Source organism: Metabacillus arenae, from assembly GCF_014773385.1.
GTDB lineage: Bacteria > Bacillota > Bacilli > Bacillales > Bacillaceae > Metabacillus_D > Metabacillus_D arenae.
Window position 1 is genome coordinate 152644 of the sequence record NZ_JACXAI010000005.1, and the last position, 16479, is coordinate 169122.

The following is a 16479-nucleotide window of genomic DNA, read 5'->3' on the forward strand; positions in this document are numbered from 1 at the left end:
AATTATTCAGTGATAATATTAGAAAGTTGGTAAACTTTTTTTACTCATTGGACTCAAAAAAAACGAATCAATCTATATATCTATCTATTAATATATGAAAGAAAAACAGAAGCAAAGGAAGTGCATGTATTGTTTGAGAATAATGATTATCCTAACTCAAAACACGACATAAGTCGGAATAGTCTTCATGCTGACTGCGAGAACTGCTTCGGCTTATGTTGTGTTGCGCTAACCTTCGTAGCTTCGACAGATTTTGCAATCGATAAAGACGCTGGCAAGCCTTGCCCCAATCTGCAATCGGACTTCCGTTGCGGTATTCACAAAAATCTTAGACAACAGGGATATAAAGGATGTAGTGTTTTTGACTGTTTTGGAGCAGGGCAAAAGGTTTCTCAAGTCACTTTCAGTGGAGTGGACTGGCATGAAGGTCCAGAAACGGCGAAGAAAATGTTCGATGTATTCCCAATTATGCAACAGCTTCATGAGATGCTCTGGTATCTGACTGAAGCTCTGACGTTGAAAGCGTCTCGTCCGATTCTTAGAGAGCTTAACTTGGCGCTCGACGAGACGGTACGACTTACTCAGCTTAGTCCAGATTCACTTATGAAGCTAGATGTTCCATCACACCGAGCAGATGTAAACGCTCTACTATTAAGAACAAGCGAACTAGTGCGGACGGAATCACGGCGCCAACTTAAGAGCTCCAAAACAAGTCGGAAAATCGATCGGCGAGGAGCCGATCTTATCGGTGCAAATCTACGAGGTGCTGATCTCAGAGGGGTGGACTTAAGAGGAGCATACCTTATTGCTGCGGACCTCCGAGAGGCAGACTTGAGAGTGACTGACTTGATCGGTGCTGATTTACGAGACGCCGACCTTAGTGGAGCTGATCTCACCGATAGCATCTTTCTCACTCAAGTTCAGATTAATTCTGCGAAGGGCGATCCTCACACAAAATTACCGCAAATGCTATCTCGCCCAGGACACTGGTCTATTACCTAAGCAAAAAAACAAATAAAATAACATTAAAATATCCCAATCTCTCTATGCTATTAATGAGAGGTTGGGATTTTTGTTACTAAAATAACCATATTTAATTAAATACGAAATCCCTGACGTGCTCCTATAGAAAAAAATAAAAATAATGCTTGCTAAAAACTAATATCATTAGTTAAAATAAAACTAACATTATTAGTTTACATTATTAAGGAAGGTAGACAAAATGAAAGTTGTTAAAGAGGGTTTTATTCATCAATTAACCTTTTACCCTGCACTTTTTCCCGTTAATTGCTACATTGTTGAAGAAAAAAATGAATTGACTTTAGTGGATGCTGCTCTGCCGAATAGCTGTAAAAGCATAATAGAGACAGTTCAAAAAATAGGGAAGCCTCTAACGCGAATTGTTTTGACACATGCACACGGGGATCATATCGGCTCATTGGATAAGCTAAAGGATATACTTCCTGATGCAAAAGTTTATATTTCCAAACGAGACGAACGCTTGTTAAGAGGGGATCACTCTTTAGATGAAAATGAAAACCAAACACCTATAAAAGGTGGAGTTCCTAAGCCTGAAGAGGTAAAAACACGACCAGATGTATTACTTAAAGAAGGGGATCAAATTGGCTCGCTTAGAGCGATTAGTACACCCGGCCATACTCCAGGCTCAATGTCTTTTATTGATGAAAGAACGAACGCAATCATTGCTGGAGACGCTTTTCAAACACGTGGGGGAATAGCTGTTTCTGGGCATTTAAAACTATTATTTCCTTTCCCAGCAATGGCGACTTGGAATAAGGAAGAGTCATTAAAAAGCGCGAAGAAGATTAAAAATCAAAAGCCGTCTCTTCTTGCCGTTGGACATGGGAAAATGATCAAGCAGCCTGCTAGTATATTTGAACTCGCCATTCATAAGCTTGAAAAAACAATCAGTTGAAAAAATTGGAGGAATGAATATGTCACCTAGAGCAGGACTAGATTTAAATATCATTTTAGGAGCCGCAACAGAAATTGTTGATACAGATGGAGTATATTCTTTAACCTTAGCAACACTAGCGAAAAAATTAAAGATTCGCCCGCCTTCTTTATACAACCATGTAGATGGATTACAAGGTTTGCAAAGGGATTTAGCTATTTATGGATTAGAGGAATTATATAAAAGGATGTCACAAGCAGCTATTGGCCGATCAAAAGATGAAGCTGTTCATGCGATCAGTCAAGCATATATTAGCTTTGCCCGTGATCATCCTGGTTTATATGAGGCAACCCTATGGGCAAATGCTGATTTCTATAGCACTGCTCTGGAAAATATAAGTTCAAAAATCATGGATCTCGTTGTCCGCGTATTAAATGCTTATGAACTGAATGATGAAGAATCAATTCATGCGTCTAGAGGACTCCGCAGCATTTTACATGGCTTCGCATCACTTGAACAAAAGAAAGCCTTTGGTATCCCCATCGATATTGATGTCAGCATCACCCTCCTTATCGATACCTTTCTTGCAGGCATTCATAAAATAAAGTCGCAAAAATAGCAGATCAATAATGGAGTGATCAATGATGAGTTTTATCGTATTTATGCTTCTATTTTCAGTGGTTTGTGGGATATTTGATAGCAAAATTCGTACTTCAATTGAAAAGGAGTTGAACTAAAATGTTTGCAGGCCATTTTGGAGTTGCAGCTGCAGTAAAAGCAAAAACACCGGAAGTTCCTTTGTGGGTTCTTATGGTAAGTACTCAATTATTAGATATTGTATTTGTTCCATTGTTCATTGCAGGTGTTGAAGGCTAAGAGCTTATAGAAGGTGGTGGTTATGGTGAAGTGATCATTCATGCTCATTATACTCATTCTTTAATAAGTGCACTTATCATTTCAATCATTGCTGGTTTAATAGCTTGGCGGTTTTGGGGAAAACGCGGAAGCATTGTCATTTCCTCGGTCGTTTTCAGCCACTGGCTCCTTGATCTACTCGTCCATCGAGCAGATATGGCCATCCTTCCTAGAGCTTTCGGGAATTTTCCACTACTAGGACTAGGACTATGGAAACTTCCCATTATCAGTATGGGTGTTGAGCTTGCTCTCGTCATTATTGGTTCTATCCTGTATTATCGCTCCCTTGTACCAAAAGCCAAAGGAAATCAAAGAAAACATGCTATTGCAGCAGGCGGGCTTATGGCCATATTGTTAATATTATCTCTTGTGACGAGTGTTTTTGGTGTTTAATTCCACACAGCATTACGTATAATCTACTTTATTGTACGAGTAGATTTTTTTCTATTATGTAAACCAAATAATCAAAACAAGAAAAACGCTACGCATCTTTCAGAAGGTGTGAGGTCCGAGGTGGAAATTGATGAAATCAGGGAAAGAGCTGATTTTTTTCTATACTCTTTATCTAGTTCTTTAGGGTACTCGCTTCATTTTGACCATATTTCAAACGATTTCTGTTTGTTCATTCCATAACAAATAGCTTTTTGCTCTTGATCACCCACCTATCGAACTTATCTTCGATTTTTCCCCTTATATCTTCGAAATCTGTAATTTTTCTACGAAATTGGCAGACTTATCTTCGAAAATCTCAAAATATCGATTATTCGACATAGATCATCATATCTAAGTAGTGTACAGATTCCATATATTGTTATTAAACCGCCAATAATGAGATAACATATAAATTCTAATATTAGAACGAAAAGCGTAGAGCGCCCGTCTATCGGCGACAAGCATAAGACGAGCCGGCAGAAAGGTTGTTCTTTAACCTTTTTCTCGGATTGGCTTATAACTTAAGGGTCGATGGCGCTTGGAGCTGGACAATGACAAGTAACTTTTATGCGTTAACACTTTGATTTACTTAAACTTTCTGAAATCACAAAAAAAGAATGCGGCCTCAAGAAAAAGGCTGCATTCGTATAGTAATCCACGACAAAGAGTTTCTCTATCAGGTACCGCAAAAGGTACGGTAAGGGGCTGTTGATGCAGGCACCGTGCAGTATTCTTCCTGTTTGGAGGAGTGAGCGTAAGGATTTGAAAGAACATCCAAAAGCTTTTCCATTACGCTGAAGTCTCCTTGTTCCACTGCGGCTTCTAACGCTTCTTCTACTCGGTGGTTTCGCGGGATAAGTGCAGGATTGCTGTTTTGCATCAATTGATTCACGGAGTCTTTCGATTCCTCCTGTCTGCCCAGCCTCGCCTGCCAGAGCTCATGCCATTGAGTAAACTCAGAAGTTCCAAACAGATCCGTATCCTCATGTCTTTCAAATGTTAGTGCTCGGAAAGTATTGGTATAGTCCGCGCGATGATTCTTCATCATACTGAGAAGGTCATTAATAAGGGTTTCATCCTGTTTCTCTTCGTTAAATATCCCCAGTTTTGCTCTCATTCCCCCGAGCCAATGCGAGTGATAAAGCTTAGTGAAACCTGATACCTTTTCCTGGGCCATTTCGACTGCCTGCTCCTGATCATCATGCAATAGCGGCAAAAGCGCCTCGGCAAATCGCGCTAGATTCCATCCGCCAATCAATGGCTGATTACCATAAGCATAACGGCCTTGAACGTCAATAGAACTAAACACCGTTTCCGGATCATAGACATCCATGAAGGCGCAAGGACCGTAATCGATGGTTTCTCCGCTAATGGCCATGTTGTCAGTGTTCATCACCCCATGAATAAAGCCAACTAACTGCCATTTGGCAATAAGCTCAGCCTGACGTTTGATCACTTCCTGAAGAAGCGACAGATATCGGTTCTCATTCTCTTCAATGTCCGGAAAATGACGCTTGATTGTATAGTCGGCCAGAATCCGAAGCTCTTCCACTTTGCCCAACCCAGCCGCGTATTGAAAGGTACCGACGCGCAGATGACTGGCAGCAATACGGGTCAAAATAGCACCAGGCAGCTCGGTTTCGCGGATGATTGACTCTCCAGTTGTTACAACTGCAAGACTTCGGGTGGTAGGAATACCAAGCCCGTGCATGGCTTCGCTGATGATGTATTCGCGCAGCATCGGTCCAAGCGCTGCTCGACCATCGCCTCCGCGTGAATATGGTGTTCTACCTGAACCCTTAAGCTGAATATCAACCCGCTCACCTTGGGGCGAGATCTGCTCGCCAAGCAGCACAGCCCGGCCGTCCCCTAACATGTTAAGATGCCCGAATTGATGCCCCGCATAAGCTTGAGCAAGAGGCGAAGCACCATCGGGAATCTGGTTTCCAGCAAGCACCGCTGCGCCGTCTTCACTTTGCAGCGCTTGGACATTCAAACCTAGAGCTGCTGCCAACTGATTATTGAAAATGATCAACTTAGGTGAGTCTACAGGAGTTGGGTTGATGCTCGTAAAAAATGATTTCGGCAGACGAGCATAACTGTTGTCAAAGTTCCATCCTGTTTCTTTACTCATTGTCATAGTTTCTCCTTTTCTTCTTTTGTCTTTTTGGATAATCGTTTTTTCATAAGCATTTTATGTTATTTTTAGTTACCTACATTTCATATACCACATTGCAGCCCTTTTTAATGTCTACTTCTGTCAATTTATTATACCGTTTTTATACAAAGACGGCACCTTTAGTAAAGTTGATATCTGTTACTTCCTTTTTGCTTTATTGTATTTATTAGGTAAGGCAGAGAAGGAAGGATACGAATCTTCGAGTAAGTAAATCTTTAGTTCTAAATTCGATTTTATAATTTCCTAATCGATAAAAAAGCAGAAGATATAATGTCTTCTGCTTTTTGCAAACTGCTTATACTGTTTGTATTTCGTTGCCTCTTGGCATCATTTCTACACTTTGACTTCTAATACGTAGCCGGTTGCTTGATTTATCTTTTCACTAACGATCGTTATTTCATCTTCCACAGGCATGTCAGACAGCTTTATAGAAACAGTTGCTTTATCCATATGGATGGATGGGTTTTTCTTGAGATTCCAACTGGAAGGCAGCAATTGTACTGTCAGGCGGATGATTTCATTTTGTTTAGGACTTTTCGCATAAGTCACAGGCATGCCGATCCGGTAGGAAAGCTCTTCTAACTCAATGTCATGCAGCTTTGCTATTTCAGGAGAAATAAAATGTACTTCCATGATTGTTGTACTTTCTTCTTGTTTAATACTAGTTTTATAAATGGTTATTTCCCGTTCTTTGGCCCATCTCTTCGTTTCTTCCATTGCTTGGTTATTTTCTAGACGCTTTGAAACTGTCTTAGATTGGAATAATTCCCGTTCTTTCCCTGTTTGTTGAGTTGACGCATTTTGCCCCTTAAATTGCAGAGTAAATCCAGTTATTTTTCTAAATTGTCCAACCATCTTGTCTGTATTTTCTGACCTTGAGATGGAGACAACAACTTTTCGTTCATATAAATGAATGGATGGGGTTTGTATAGGATTCCCTAATAGCTTTGTTAACTCTTCTTGAAGAAGATCTTGTCGAACCGATTCTGAAAAATGGATAGGCCATCCTGTTTCTTTTATTATCGTATCTGCCATTTCCGCTCGCTCGTTTTCTGAAACAGCATGAGGAAAGTCAAAGTAGATTGTCAACCTTTCCTTTTCCGTTCCAAGATCGTCCACTCCGCAGCGGATAAAACGTGGATGGCCTGCCATATAATTCCGAGCTATGTCCATTGCATAAGTGGGATTCACCTGAAGCCCTTGAATAGGTAAAGCTAATTTTGTTAATCTACTTTTTATCGATTGATCGATTTTGTAAGTAGTGATGCCAGGTTGTACTCGTTCAATATAATTTTCAGGAAGGCTTTGAACAGCTAACGAAACGGCTAACTGACTTTTGATACTATCCAAATGCATGATTTGAAAAATATCTTTAAGTAAAAGATTTCCATCCGGTAAAATATTCCAGTTTAAGCTTTCAAGATATGGACGGCTGAAGGCAAGCACTTGGCCTGCAGCTTCTTTCAGCTCATCTATAGAGCGATTCCAATAGCATATAGTCTCTTTTATTTGCCCTAGACCTAACTTGATTTGTTTTCCTTTTAGGGTGTGACAGATTAAAGTATTCGTTCGCTCCTGAACATTCATGCAAATGGCCAATTGATATGTTTCCTCTGTTTCCTTTTGATAAAGCAATAAGCTGCCAATTTTCTCCCTTAGGATCGCATTTGCATGATTTTTATAGCGTTTCCCGATAACACCCTTTCCTGATTTCCGTTTTTCAAATGGATATGTTTCACCATTTTCAACAAGCAGCGGATGAAATTTTGAATCAATGACATTAGACAACTGCTTCCTTGCCTCATCGTCACCATGAACTAGTAAAGTATAAGTAGGTTCCAGTGTCTGGATAAACCGATTCATTTCATTTGCATCCGCATGAGCAGAAAGACCGTATTTTCCAACAAGGCACTTTACAGGATAACTTGTCCCATTCAGCTCGATATGATCTTCTATCCCGTCGGCAATATTCAACAGTTTCCTTCCAGGACTTTCCTCATCTTGATATCCCGTTATGAAAATAGCATTTTTTTCGTTTGACACAAGCCTTTCCGCATACCAAGAGCTTGCACCACCGATTAACATACCAGATGAAGCTACAATACAACCAGGCTTTCCACTTAAGACTGACTCACGTTCTTTTGAATGGATTGCCCTGCAACGTCCTTCCCTTATAAACGCATCTCCAAGATTCTTTATTCGATAGGCAACAGGACCTTTTAAGAAGTGTGGATAGTTGTTATAGATTTTACTGATTGGAGTGACAAGCCCATCAACATAAATAGGAAATTCTGGAATAAGTCCTTTGTCCATATAATCCTGTAAGATAAGCAGAACTTCCTGTGCCCGTCCCAATGCAAATGCGGGAATAAGAACAAAACCACCGTTAGATATAACCTCTGAAACGTGTTTTGCAAGGCGATTTTCTTCTGTATTACGATCTGTATGGGCTCTATTTCCGTATGTTGATTCCATTATCAAAACATCCGGTTGAATATGATGAGGTACTTGTGCACCTGATATGGTTCGGCCAGCTTTAAAACTTAAGTCGCCAGTGATAAAAATCGTTTCACCTTCTCCTTCAATCAAAAACATGACCGCGCCTAAAATGTGCCCTGCACGAAAGCTTCTAATTTTAACATTGCCAACCCGTAATTCTCCACTGGCTGGAAAAAGAAGAATGGAATTAAGCAAATCCTTTACCTGTTCTTCCGTATATGGCGGCAACGTATTTGTTTCTCTGCATCGCTGTTCTAATATTTTATATGAATCTTTCATCATAATTTTCATTAAATCAGCTGTAGGCGGCGTTGCATATACTGGTATATTCGGGTAAAGGGAATGAATGATGGGCAGGGCGCCAATATGATCGGCATGGGCGTGTGTAACAAGTACTGCCTTCGGATGATCAAGGCTTTCAAGCATACCAAGTGCAGGAAGCGGATCGTCACCATTCATTCTCATCCCAGCATCAATTAACAGACTCGTACCCGCTATTTGAATATGTAAACAAGAGGCACCTACTTCATTTCCGCCTCCCAAAACACTAACTTTCACCGTTATTTCCCCCTCAAAGCTTTTTTATTCATAAACTATACCTTCAGAGTTAGCTTTAGTGCTTATGCGACTGATAGTCTATAGCAGTTTTTGAAACTAATTTTCTATTATTATTATATCTAAAATGTTTCAAATGCATAAAAGTTAGTTAACAACCCTTCTGAAAAATATCCGGTCTTTCAGGAGCAGAACTATGTTTTTGCACGCTGTCTGCATGCAAGGTATTGTTAAACTATACCTTGCTAAGTATTAGTTCGTAAAATGAAAATTAAATTTTCGATCGGAGGGGGTAACCGTATTAAGAAAAAAGCTCTCATTAATCCCTGTCTGGATAACATTTTTTGATGAACGGGAAATTGACGATACTGGTGAAGATAGACTAATATTCTGTCCCCCTGTCACTCAGGAAATACGGGATGAATTTAATTCCGATCCCTTGAGAGTCACTCTTTCATAATGAACGTCCTCAGGTATCATCGCGATGGAATAGGCCTAAGTTATGTCTTCCTTTCGTTTTGGGACAGGCTCTTTCTCACGTTGGTCTTCAGATTTTCCTTTCATTTGGCGAGGGATATCCATACATTGGTTTATTTTACTATCATTCCGCTAAGAACCATTAGGGCATTGATTGACATATGCCATATTACTGCAGGAATGATACTTTTTGATTTGACTGTAATAGCACCGAAAAACAGCCCTCCCAAAGTGAATACAAGGCAACCACCCCAAGAGAATCCAAGGGAATAATGCTGCAGCCCAAAGCCTATGCTCGTTATCATTATCGCCCATCGATTGCCAAAGTGCTCAGAAAAACGACTTAGAAGCATGCCTCTCCAAATGATTTCTTCAAGCACGGAGTTAATAATTGAAAAAATAAGCATGAACCACCATATTTCCTGGATGTATGCCCAACCATTGTTCACAATAAATGGCATAAAAGCAATAAGATTTATCATCATCGCAATGGAGAGAAATACACTTACCTTCGTGTGATGGAAGCCTGACAAAATAAACGGTACGCGAACCAACTCACCCCATTGCGGGCTTTGCCAATATCGCATGAAAGGAAGTTTATAAATAAGCGATATGGCTGTTAACGGAAGAATGAGAAAAATCAACGACAACCTATTAAGTATGATGAGCAATCCCTCAGGATTCAGGTGGGTGATCCAATGCGAGTTCACATAGCCATATAGAAAGAATCCGATTCCAAAAGCCGTCGTTGTCAAAATAAAAAATCTCATTGATTTATTGAAGAAAAATAACCATGCGCATATTCCCCAAACACTCATCAGCAGGTAGTGATTTGTTTGTAAAATGATAATAAGTATCCCAAATAAGAACAATGACGCTATATTTCGTAAAACAGTGGAATGAAGTAAAAGTGCTTCCTTCATCAATCGTGATGCACCTTCTCTTAGTCGCTATCGATCTATTTTGAAAATAACCCGTTAAAATAAGTCCCTCCAATAGGAAGGGCTTTTTTCTTAACTAGATTCAATCCAATGCTTATGGTAAACGGTTATGAGTGTTGCTTCTTCTTTATTCGTCATAAATCCACCTTCAACCAAAACAGAAGGGAAATGGTTAGATACGTTTGTCATGTAGAGATTACCCTTTTTAACTCCACGGTTCGTTCTTTTGGTTTTTCTAATATATTTTTTTTCGGCGCCTCCTTGGCCTGTATGTTTCTTCTTCCTGATCATCTTCATATTTATAATCATGCTTATTAGATTCTTTTTTCTCCTTTTTTGGTTTGTTGTCTGTTTTTTCCGATTCTATCTTTTTCTTAAAATTTCGTACTGCCGAATCGATCAATTTTTCTAGAGGTATCTTCTCGATAAGGGAACTGAAATTAAACTCAGTCTCAGCCGATGAGGTCTTCTCCGAGTCTTCTTTCCCTTCATCCTTTTCCTGATTTTCTAGTTTCTTTAACTCTTTTTGGATAAACCGCTTCCACTCCAAATCGCCCTCCTGTTTCGAAACTGTCGAAAGTGCTTCTTCATCTGCGGCCGGATTAGAATCAGTTTTCCTCTGAATATGATCCATTGATTGGGAACCTCCTTTTATATGTTTGATGACTCTTTATATGTTTATGTGAGTGAGCGAATCTGGATTGGACTAAAGTGGAATTCACCGAATAATGGTCCATTACCTATATGATCTAGGGTATTTATTCATATACTGAACTATTCTTATAAGGTAGGAGTGAAAGGAGAATGAAAACAAGTAATATGGGTTTTAGGGATAAAACCTTATTCATTCTGGGAATGAGTTTATGCGGGGTGTTTGTTTTCGTACTTGTGGTTGGCGTTATCGTTGCATTGTTTACATCTTGGTACGACAAGAAACGAACGGGAACGATTGATTCCATTCCGATGCAGGATGACGAGGTTGCGGCCACGTTGAAAGCCGAATCCGACGAGCAGAGGCTCTGAAGCGATTCAGTTCATGATGAAGGGGCAGCAGGAAATGTAGACTCCATTCGAAAAGCAAACCGCATATTCACACAATTGCGTCTGGCTGGATGCTCGATAACGAAAGCATCCCACGGCAACGTAGAATGATCTACAAACTTTGTGAAGCGTATCAACAGGTCGATCGTTTTTCAGGAAGCGGAATATTGCAAAGGTATGTTGAACGAGGAAAGGGAAAGAGTCGAGAATGGCTAAATGAAGTATCGTAAGGAGGTGAAGCAGTTGTCAAGGGAAAATCAAGAGTTTTCGAGAATTTTTCGCGAAATCAATCGCGGATTTAGATACTTTACTGCGAACTACACGACGGCGGTCAAAAACGGAGCAGACGTAACCCAGCAAGAAATTATTAAAGCCTTAGAAGATCGTGATCAACCCGTCGATATCGTTGCAGGAAAATTATTCGAAGCCGTAAAGAAGGGCGTACAATATGCTGGTGAACAAATGGTCGACTCCGGAGTCGATATCGTCGAACAAATGAAAGCAAAATCGAGAAAAAAATAAAGAAGCCTGTCAGCATATCATTTACTGCTGAGGCCTGCATATTCAAAAGCAATGGCTGACCTAAGGGATGCGTTTCTCCCTGTAAAGCCACCCATTGATCAGTTACTCCCTTAGAACCTTATTCTTCTTTGTTCGATTGCTCTTTCGCCATCCCTTGCTGTAAACGGTGTCCGATGATGCTTGGATGGAAATATTCGAGTATCTGAATCCCCGGTTTACTTCCAAAATAAATGAAGTATCTTTTGTAAGGTACCTTTTTTTGCAAATTAGGAAAGTGTATCTTGATCGGCTGTTGAAAAAGATCGACCGTTTCCTCTTCGTTCATGAATCCAGAATCGGCCACCTTTCGGAATGTACGCATTCCGAGTGAGCTGATCGCTTTTCCAATTCCCTCTTGTCGATGCGCAATTTTCTCGAACAAAGCGGGAGGTACATGCTTAGAATATACAAGCGCAATGTTGTGTGACACGACAAATCGACTTTTCTCGCCGATCAAAAGCGATTCTCGAATATAGTACGGACCTCCCGAGGATTCACCCATCAGGTTTGTATCCTCTTCACCTATCTGTTCTTGCCGGATCACTTGTACAATAATTTTTTCGTTCAACAGCATTTCCAGCAAATCCGTTGTCCGTCCATCCGTTACTAATAGAAAGTCGAATATCAATCCGTGTAAAACATCCGACCTCTTTCGCTCAAACTGTGAGTCTATCAAACTCTCACCTCCATTAGACAATAGTGCGCGACTCTCTTCGGGCAGTTACCTGAAAGTTAATGGTACAAACCGGAATCGCAGAGCCCCTTCCAGAACGCATAAAACTCATCTATGTTGACTTGCTGCTTCGCGTCGGAGAGAGCGGCCGGAGGATTCGGGTGCACCTCAACCATAATCCCATCGGCGCCAGCGGCAAGCACTGCCTTTGCACAAGGCAGCAGAATATCTTTCCGCCCGGTAGAATGACTGACATCCACTAGCACTGGAAGATGGGTCTCCTGCTTTAAGATGGGAACAGCAGAAATATCAAGCGTATTGCGAGTCGCTTGCTCGAAAGTGCGTATACCACGTTCGATTAACATGACCCGGTTATTCCCTTGATGCAGAATATATTCTGCTGCGAGCATAAACTCCTTCAAAGTAGCGGAAAGGCCGCGTTTCAGTAGTATGGGCTTCTGCGTTTGTCCGACTGCTTTCAGCAGGTCAAAGTTATGCATGTTGCGCGCACCTATTTGAAAGATATCGATATAACGGGCGGCTGTATCGATTTGAGCGGGACTCATAATTTCGCTGACTGTCACCATTCCGATTTCATCCGCCACATCCTTCATAATTTTTAATCCCTCTTCACCGAGCCCTTGAAAATCGTAAGGAGAAGTTCTCGGTTTGAACGCCCCGCCGCGTAAAACCGTTAAGCCAGCTTTCTTTAAAGCGGAAGCAACCGTTAAGAGCTGATCTCTCGATTCGATCGAGCAGGGACCTGCGATCAGCATATGCGAAGAACCACCGATCACTGCTTGCTTAATATTAATAATCGTATCCTCGCTTTTATGGTGGCGGCTTACGAGAAGCAGTGATTTCTCTTGTTGCAATTTATCGTTCATGATGAACAATTCCTTTCTTTCAGTCTAATTAATGGGAATCCTCCTAACCAATTATCGTTATGCTACCCGAATTCAATGGATCTATTTCTATGCGCCGTTACTTCGCTTTTTGATATATACAGGCTTTATCGATGGAACGTTACTTATGAGATCGACACGATCGAGCAACGTAGTGATTTCAACTGTGACCGGCACTTGAAGTCGAGAAGATAATCGAGAACTGACATTTTCCTCCGACCATTTCCCGGAATCATGCGAATCTAGTAAAATGTGCAGCCCCTCTTCCTGCTCTAGCACTTTCCAAGCATCCGGAGCAGGAGACAACAAATATACGGCTTCCTGAATATCCATTGCATCTAGGACGATATTTCCGAAACGGATTCGATCCTTGCTTCTGCCGTAATGAACCAGCTTGGCTCCAGCCCGGCCGCAATCGCATAAACAGGGCTCTACAGAGATAATGTCTTCATTAAAGTATCGCAGCAGAGGAGAACCCTGATGGGAAAGCGTCGTGATTGCCGCAAACCCTCTTTCTCCATAAGCGACGGGGTTTGAACCGTCCTCACTCAGTACTTCTACGAAAAAATCTTGTTCTACGATATGCATTGTGCCATACTCGCACATTGTAGCGATATTGGCAGTTTCCGTCGAACCGTACATATTAAATACAGGCACGCTCCACAGCTTTTCTATATGCTCCCTGCGCTTGTCGCTCATTAATTCACCAGCAACGCATATGGCGCGCAGAGCCGGAAAGTCCTTGCTCGGCTCAGAACCGCCGAGACGAGCTGTTTCGGCCAGCAGTTCCATCTCACGCGGGAGTCCCGCCAACACCGTGACAGAAAGATTTTTCATCAGGCTTAACACTCTGGGGTAAGGGGTAACTACAGTACGTCCGCTTGCGGGAACGACCCCAGCTCCTGTCTGCCAAGCTGCATGCTGCATTAAGAATGCAGGCAGCGCCATTGCGTAAGGAAAGCGGATCAGCACCAGATCTTCAGACGTCAAACCCACACCGCATTCCATCAATTGTCTTCCGCCATTCATCAAATCTTTTTGCGTAAACCAGGCAGCGGAGGGCTCCCCGGTCGTGCCGGTCGATTCGTGGTATTGAGCGATATCCTTCATATCGACGGCGAGGTGACCGAAGATGCCGGCTTTCCGCAGATCTCCCTTTGTCGTTAACGGAAGTGTCTGGATGTGACTCAATTCAATGCCGTTTAAAGCATAGTCCGATAATTTCCTCTTGTACAAAGGAGATTTTAGAATTCGCACATACATCTCCTGAAACTTTCGCGCCCTCTCTCTATCGATGTCACTCATTAAGGCACCTCCTCTCTCGTTTTTTGTTTATAGCTAATTGAATACTCTGGTCGCTTTGCCGAACGTACGAGGAATATCGTGTCTGATTACGACTTCGCAATGTATCCCAATCCGATCAGCCATATGCTTTTGAATTTTTGCCGCCAATTGCTCGTCACTTAGCTTTGTCCGAAACTTCTCGGCTTCGATTGTGAGTACTCCTTGATCCATCTTAAGGTGATACCATAAACCTACTTCGGGAATCTCCATGAGAAAGTGCTCGATCAAGAATGGAGAATAGTCTTCGGTGCCCAAGCGCAGCATATGCTCCATTCGGCCTCTAAGCTGCATAACGTCCATTGTAATTCCGCAATCGCATTTGGATTTTTGTAAGTTGCCAAGATCCCCGGTCCGGTAGCGCACCATCGGCATTCCTTCACGCAGCAGCGTCGTCACAACGATTTCTCCCGTTCGACCGTACGGAAGCACTTCCTCCGAAACCGGATCAACGATTTCGACTTTCACATGCCCTTCCATGACGTGATACCCTTTATGCTTACTGCATTCTACACCGACAACTCCGCACTCGGTTGAGCCGTAGAAGAACGAGACTTCGCATCCCCACCACTTTTCCAGCCGTTCGCGGAAGGGGGAAGAGCATCCTTCGCCAGTAAGCCATATTTTCTTCAGGCGAATATCTTCCCCAATTTTTATACCAAACTTCTCGCCTTCTTCTGCTAAGAGTGCTGCGTAAGAAGGGGTTGTAGTAAGGACAGTGGCTTGAAATTCCTTCATTAATTCTAACGACTTATCGATAGGAGCCATGTAACCGCCTTTGCCAAGCGAAAGAACCATCGTACCAAACGCAAATTGAAATAATCGCTGAAATCCAAGGCCGGGCAGTGCAAATTCATAAGGCAGCGCAATTGCCGCGACATCATCGTCCGACTCCTTAAACAGCTCCAAATACTTCGGCAGCAGATCGTATACATATTGATCAGCTAATGTGTAAGAGGTATATATTGGCTTACCCGATGTGCCGCTAGTAAGGTGAACTTGGCCTATTTCTTTCGAATCGACGCATAATATCTTTTCTTTATCACCTCTAATGACATCTTTCTTCAGCATCGGTACGGAAGCTAATTGTTTTAAACTATCGATTTTAGGCACTGTGAAGCCTGCCTCTTTCAATGTCGAACGGTAGTATTCATTTCGGTTCCACACATGAGCAAGAGTGGCGTTAACAGCTTTTAACTGATAATCTTCTATTTTTTGATGAGGAAGTATTTCAATGGTTTTTCCTTCATCATCCAATTGCTTATAAAATTCCTTGAATTGTTCTAGATGGGATGAATGTTCGTCAATGGAAACTGACATCTTATGAGTTTGAAACTTCATCTAAATCCTCCTTTCCATGTATTCTTAATAACGCGGCCTATACAGAATGTACCAATGGCCCTGAGATAGAGATAGGACAACATCTTACGACCACCTGAAGCCTAATATCGATTGTGGAGATCCCAACGGACAACTATCATTGCGTCTCTTTGAAAATAAAGTTATAGAAATGTAAAGCCGTACAGAATCTGCGCAGGCGAAATCTCCTGCCATTTGTATCGGTTTCTATAAAGGTCTCTTGTGATCTAGGATTCATAAAGATAGGATATACCGATAAATTCCCAGGATTTCACCTGCTTTGACCTTTTTATCAAGACCTTTAGGTTCCCGTCTTTCGCATTCGCCGAGCGAACACGTCACATAAAATTGATTAAATCACCTTCAAGAAGTAAAGAATGTGTGAGGGCACGGTCCTTGCAAAAAGGCGTAACCATTCCCGCTCTATAAAGAGCTTTGCAGCCTCGGATATACTACGAATTGTTTCCTTAGATAGTTTTGATCAGCTCTAATAATTTCTTGCTTCAATCTTTTTGCACTTTCTTATCTTTTTTGCTTTTATCTTTAACCTGCTTTTCTTCGATTTTTTTGCCAACTTCTCTTTTACTTTTTCTACTTTTTTCTCTTTTTTATTTAGCTTTCTATCATTCATGTTCTCCACTCCTTCCTTTACTCTTTATGAAATGCAAGGAAAGTCAGACTTGATT

14 protein-coding genes and 3 pseudogenes are annotated in these 16479 nt (G+C 41.5%); 6 read left to right on the forward strand and 11 right to left on the reverse strand.

From position 1 onward, the window contains the following. The first annotated feature begins 129 nt into the window (after positions 1-129). From IC621_RS06145 to IC621_RS06160, 4 genes and pseudogenes are all read left to right on the forward strand, one after another. Entirely contained in the window at positions 130-1002 is an 873-nt protein-coding gene (locus tag IC621_RS06145; RefSeq protein ID WP_191156768.1) for a pentapeptide repeat-containing protein, read from the forward strand. Positions 1003-1222: 220 nt separating this feature from the next. Next, positions 1223-1936, forward strand: a complete 714-nt coding sequence (locus IC621_RS06150; RefSeq protein WP_191156770.1) for an MBL fold metallo-hydrolase — start codon at positions 1223-1225, stop codon at positions 1934-1936. Between the two features lie 19 nt (positions 1937-1955). Beyond that, positions 1956-2534 (forward strand): TetR-like C-terminal domain-containing protein, encoded by a 579-nt coding sequence (locus tag IC621_RS06155; RefSeq protein ID WP_191156772.1) that lies wholly within the window; start codon positions 1956-1958, stop codon positions 2532-2534. A gap of 119 nt (positions 2535-2653) precedes the next feature. Beyond that, positions 2654-3223, forward strand: a pseudogene (locus IC621_RS06160) (permease). Between the two features lie 715 nt (positions 3224-3938). Here the strand turns inward: IC621_RS06160 and IC621_RS06165 are convergent. The 5 genes from IC621_RS06165 to IC621_RS06185 all read right to left on the reverse strand — a co-directional run bounded on the left by IC621_RS06165 (position 3939) and on the right by IC621_RS06185 (position 10547). Next, positions 3939-5396 carry a YdiU family protein gene (locus tag IC621_RS06165; protein WP_396652980.1) on the reverse strand — a complete coding sequence of 486 codons (1458 nt, stop codon included), beginning with the start codon at positions 5394-5396 and terminating at the stop codon, positions 3939-3941. Between the two features lie 378 nt (positions 5397-5774). Beyond that, complete coding sequence (locus IC621_RS06170) at positions 5775-8498, reverse strand: MBL fold metallo-hydrolase (RefSeq protein ID WP_191156776.1); 2724 nt, start codon at positions 8496-8498, stop codon at positions 5775-5777. Between the two features lie 587 nt (positions 8499-9085). Further along, positions 9086-9895, reverse strand: coding sequence for a CPBP family intramembrane glutamic endopeptidase (locus tag IC621_RS06175; protein WP_191156903.1), 810 nt, complete (start codon positions 9893-9895; stop codon positions 9086-9088). A 90-nt stretch (positions 9896-9985) separates the two neighbouring features. Continuing rightward, positions 9986-10222, reverse strand: coding sequence for an N-acetylmuramoyl-L-alanine amidase (locus IC621_RS06180; protein WP_318153010.1), 237 nt, complete (start codon positions 10220-10222; stop codon positions 9986-9988). Then, positions 10149-10547: a hypothetical protein gene (locus IC621_RS06185; protein ID WP_191156780.1), complete on the reverse strand. Its 399-nt coding sequence runs from the start codon at positions 10545-10547 to the stop codon at positions 10149-10151. Before IC621_RS06185 ends, IC621_RS06180 begins: the two co-directional genes overlap by 74 nt. Positions 10548-10717: 170 nt before the next feature. Here IC621_RS06185 and IC621_RS06190 point away from each other — a divergent pair, with 170 nt between their 5' ends. Beyond that, positions 10718-10936, forward strand: coding sequence for a hypothetical protein (locus IC621_RS06190; RefSeq protein ID WP_191156781.1), 219 nt, complete (start codon positions 10718-10720; stop codon positions 10934-10936). A 234-nt stretch (positions 10937-11170) separates the two neighbouring features. Continuing rightward, entirely contained in the window at positions 11171-11476 is a 306-nt protein-coding gene (locus IC621_RS06195; protein ID WP_224752343.1) for a hypothetical protein, read from the forward strand. Between the two features lie 118 nt (positions 11477-11594). Here the strand turns inward: IC621_RS06195 and IC621_RS06200 are convergent, their stop codons facing one another. The 6 genes and pseudogenes from IC621_RS06200 to IC621_RS06225 all read right to left on the reverse strand — a co-directional run bounded on the left by IC621_RS06200 (position 11595) and on the right by IC621_RS06225 (position 16424). Continuing rightward, complete coding sequence (locus IC621_RS06200) at positions 11595-12191, reverse strand: 4-hydroxybenzoate synthetase (protein WP_191156783.1); 597 nt, start codon at positions 12189-12191, stop codon at positions 11595-11597. Between the two features lie 56 nt (positions 12192-12247). Continuing rightward, a pseudogene (locus tag IC621_RS06205) lies at positions 12248-13090 on the reverse strand (bifunctional 3-deoxy-7-phosphoheptulonate synthase/chorismate mutase); the annotation flags it as partial. Between the two features lie 72 nt (positions 13091-13162). Beyond that, the gene (locus tag IC621_RS06210) at positions 13163-14398 is read right to left on the reverse strand and encodes a phenylacetate--CoA ligase family protein (protein WP_191156787.1); all 1236 of its coding nucleotides are present in this window, start codon (positions 14396-14398) and stop codon (positions 13163-13165) included. Between the two features lie 33 nt (positions 14399-14431). Continuing rightward, a complete protein-coding gene (locus IC621_RS06215) occupies positions 14432-15775 on the reverse strand; it encodes a phenylacetate--CoA ligase family protein (RefSeq protein WP_191156789.1) in 1344 nt (447 codons plus the stop codon). Positions 15776-16027: 252 nt separating this feature from the next. After that, positions 16028-16138: pseudogene (locus IC621_RS27140) on the reverse strand (adenylyl-sulfate kinase); the annotation flags it as partial. Between the two features lie 142 nt (positions 16139-16280). Beyond that, entirely contained in the window at positions 16281-16424 is a 144-nt protein-coding gene (locus IC621_RS06225) for a hypothetical protein (protein ID WP_191156792.1), read from the reverse strand. Between the last annotated feature and the right edge of the window lie 55 nt (positions 16425-16479).

What these genes read in the sequence shown, in the direction of transcription:
- IC621_RS06175 (WP_191156903.1), bottom strand. Translation starts at nt 9,895, where the DNA reads ATGAAGGAAGCACTTTTACTTCATTCCACTGTTTTACGAAATATAGCG.
- IC621_RS06165 (WP_396652980.1), bottom strand. Translation starts at nt 5,396, where the DNA reads ATGAGTAAAGAAACAGGATGGAACTTTGACAACAGTTATGCTCGTCTG.
- IC621_RS06190 (WP_191156781.1), top strand. Translation starts at nt 10,718, where the DNA reads ATGAAAACAAGTAATATGGGTTTTAGGGATAAAACCTTATTCATTCTG.
- IC621_RS06180 (WP_318153010.1), bottom strand. Translation starts at nt 10,222, where the DNA reads ATGATTATAAATATGAAGATGATCAGGAAGAAGAAACATACAGGCCAA.
- IC621_RS06195 (WP_224752343.1), top strand. Translation starts at nt 11,171, where the DNA reads ATGAAGTATCGTAAGGAGGTGAAGCAGTTGTCAAGGGAAAATCAAGAG.
- IC621_RS06185 (WP_191156780.1), bottom strand. Translation starts at nt 10,547, where the DNA reads ATGGATCATATTCAGAGGAAAACTGATTCTAATCCGGCCGCAGATGAA.
- IC621_RS06225 (WP_191156792.1), bottom strand. Translation starts at nt 16,424, where the DNA reads ATGAATGATAGAAAGCTAAATAAAAAAGAGAAAAAAGTAGAAAAAGTA.
- IC621_RS06155 (WP_191156772.1), top strand. Translation starts at nt 1,956, where the DNA reads ATGTCACCTAGAGCAGGACTAGATTTAAATATCATTTTAGGAGCCGCA.
- IC621_RS06215 (WP_191156789.1), bottom strand. Translation starts at nt 15,775, where the DNA reads ATGAAGTTTCAAACTCATAAGATGTCAGTTTCCATTGACGAACATTCA.
- IC621_RS06150 (WP_191156770.1), top strand. Translation starts at nt 1,223, where the DNA reads ATGAAAGTTGTTAAAGAGGGTTTTATTCATCAATTAACCTTTTACCCT.
- IC621_RS06210 (WP_191156787.1), bottom strand. Translation starts at nt 14,398, where the DNA reads ATGAGTGACATCGATAGAGAGAGGGCGCGAAAGTTTCAGGAGATGTAT.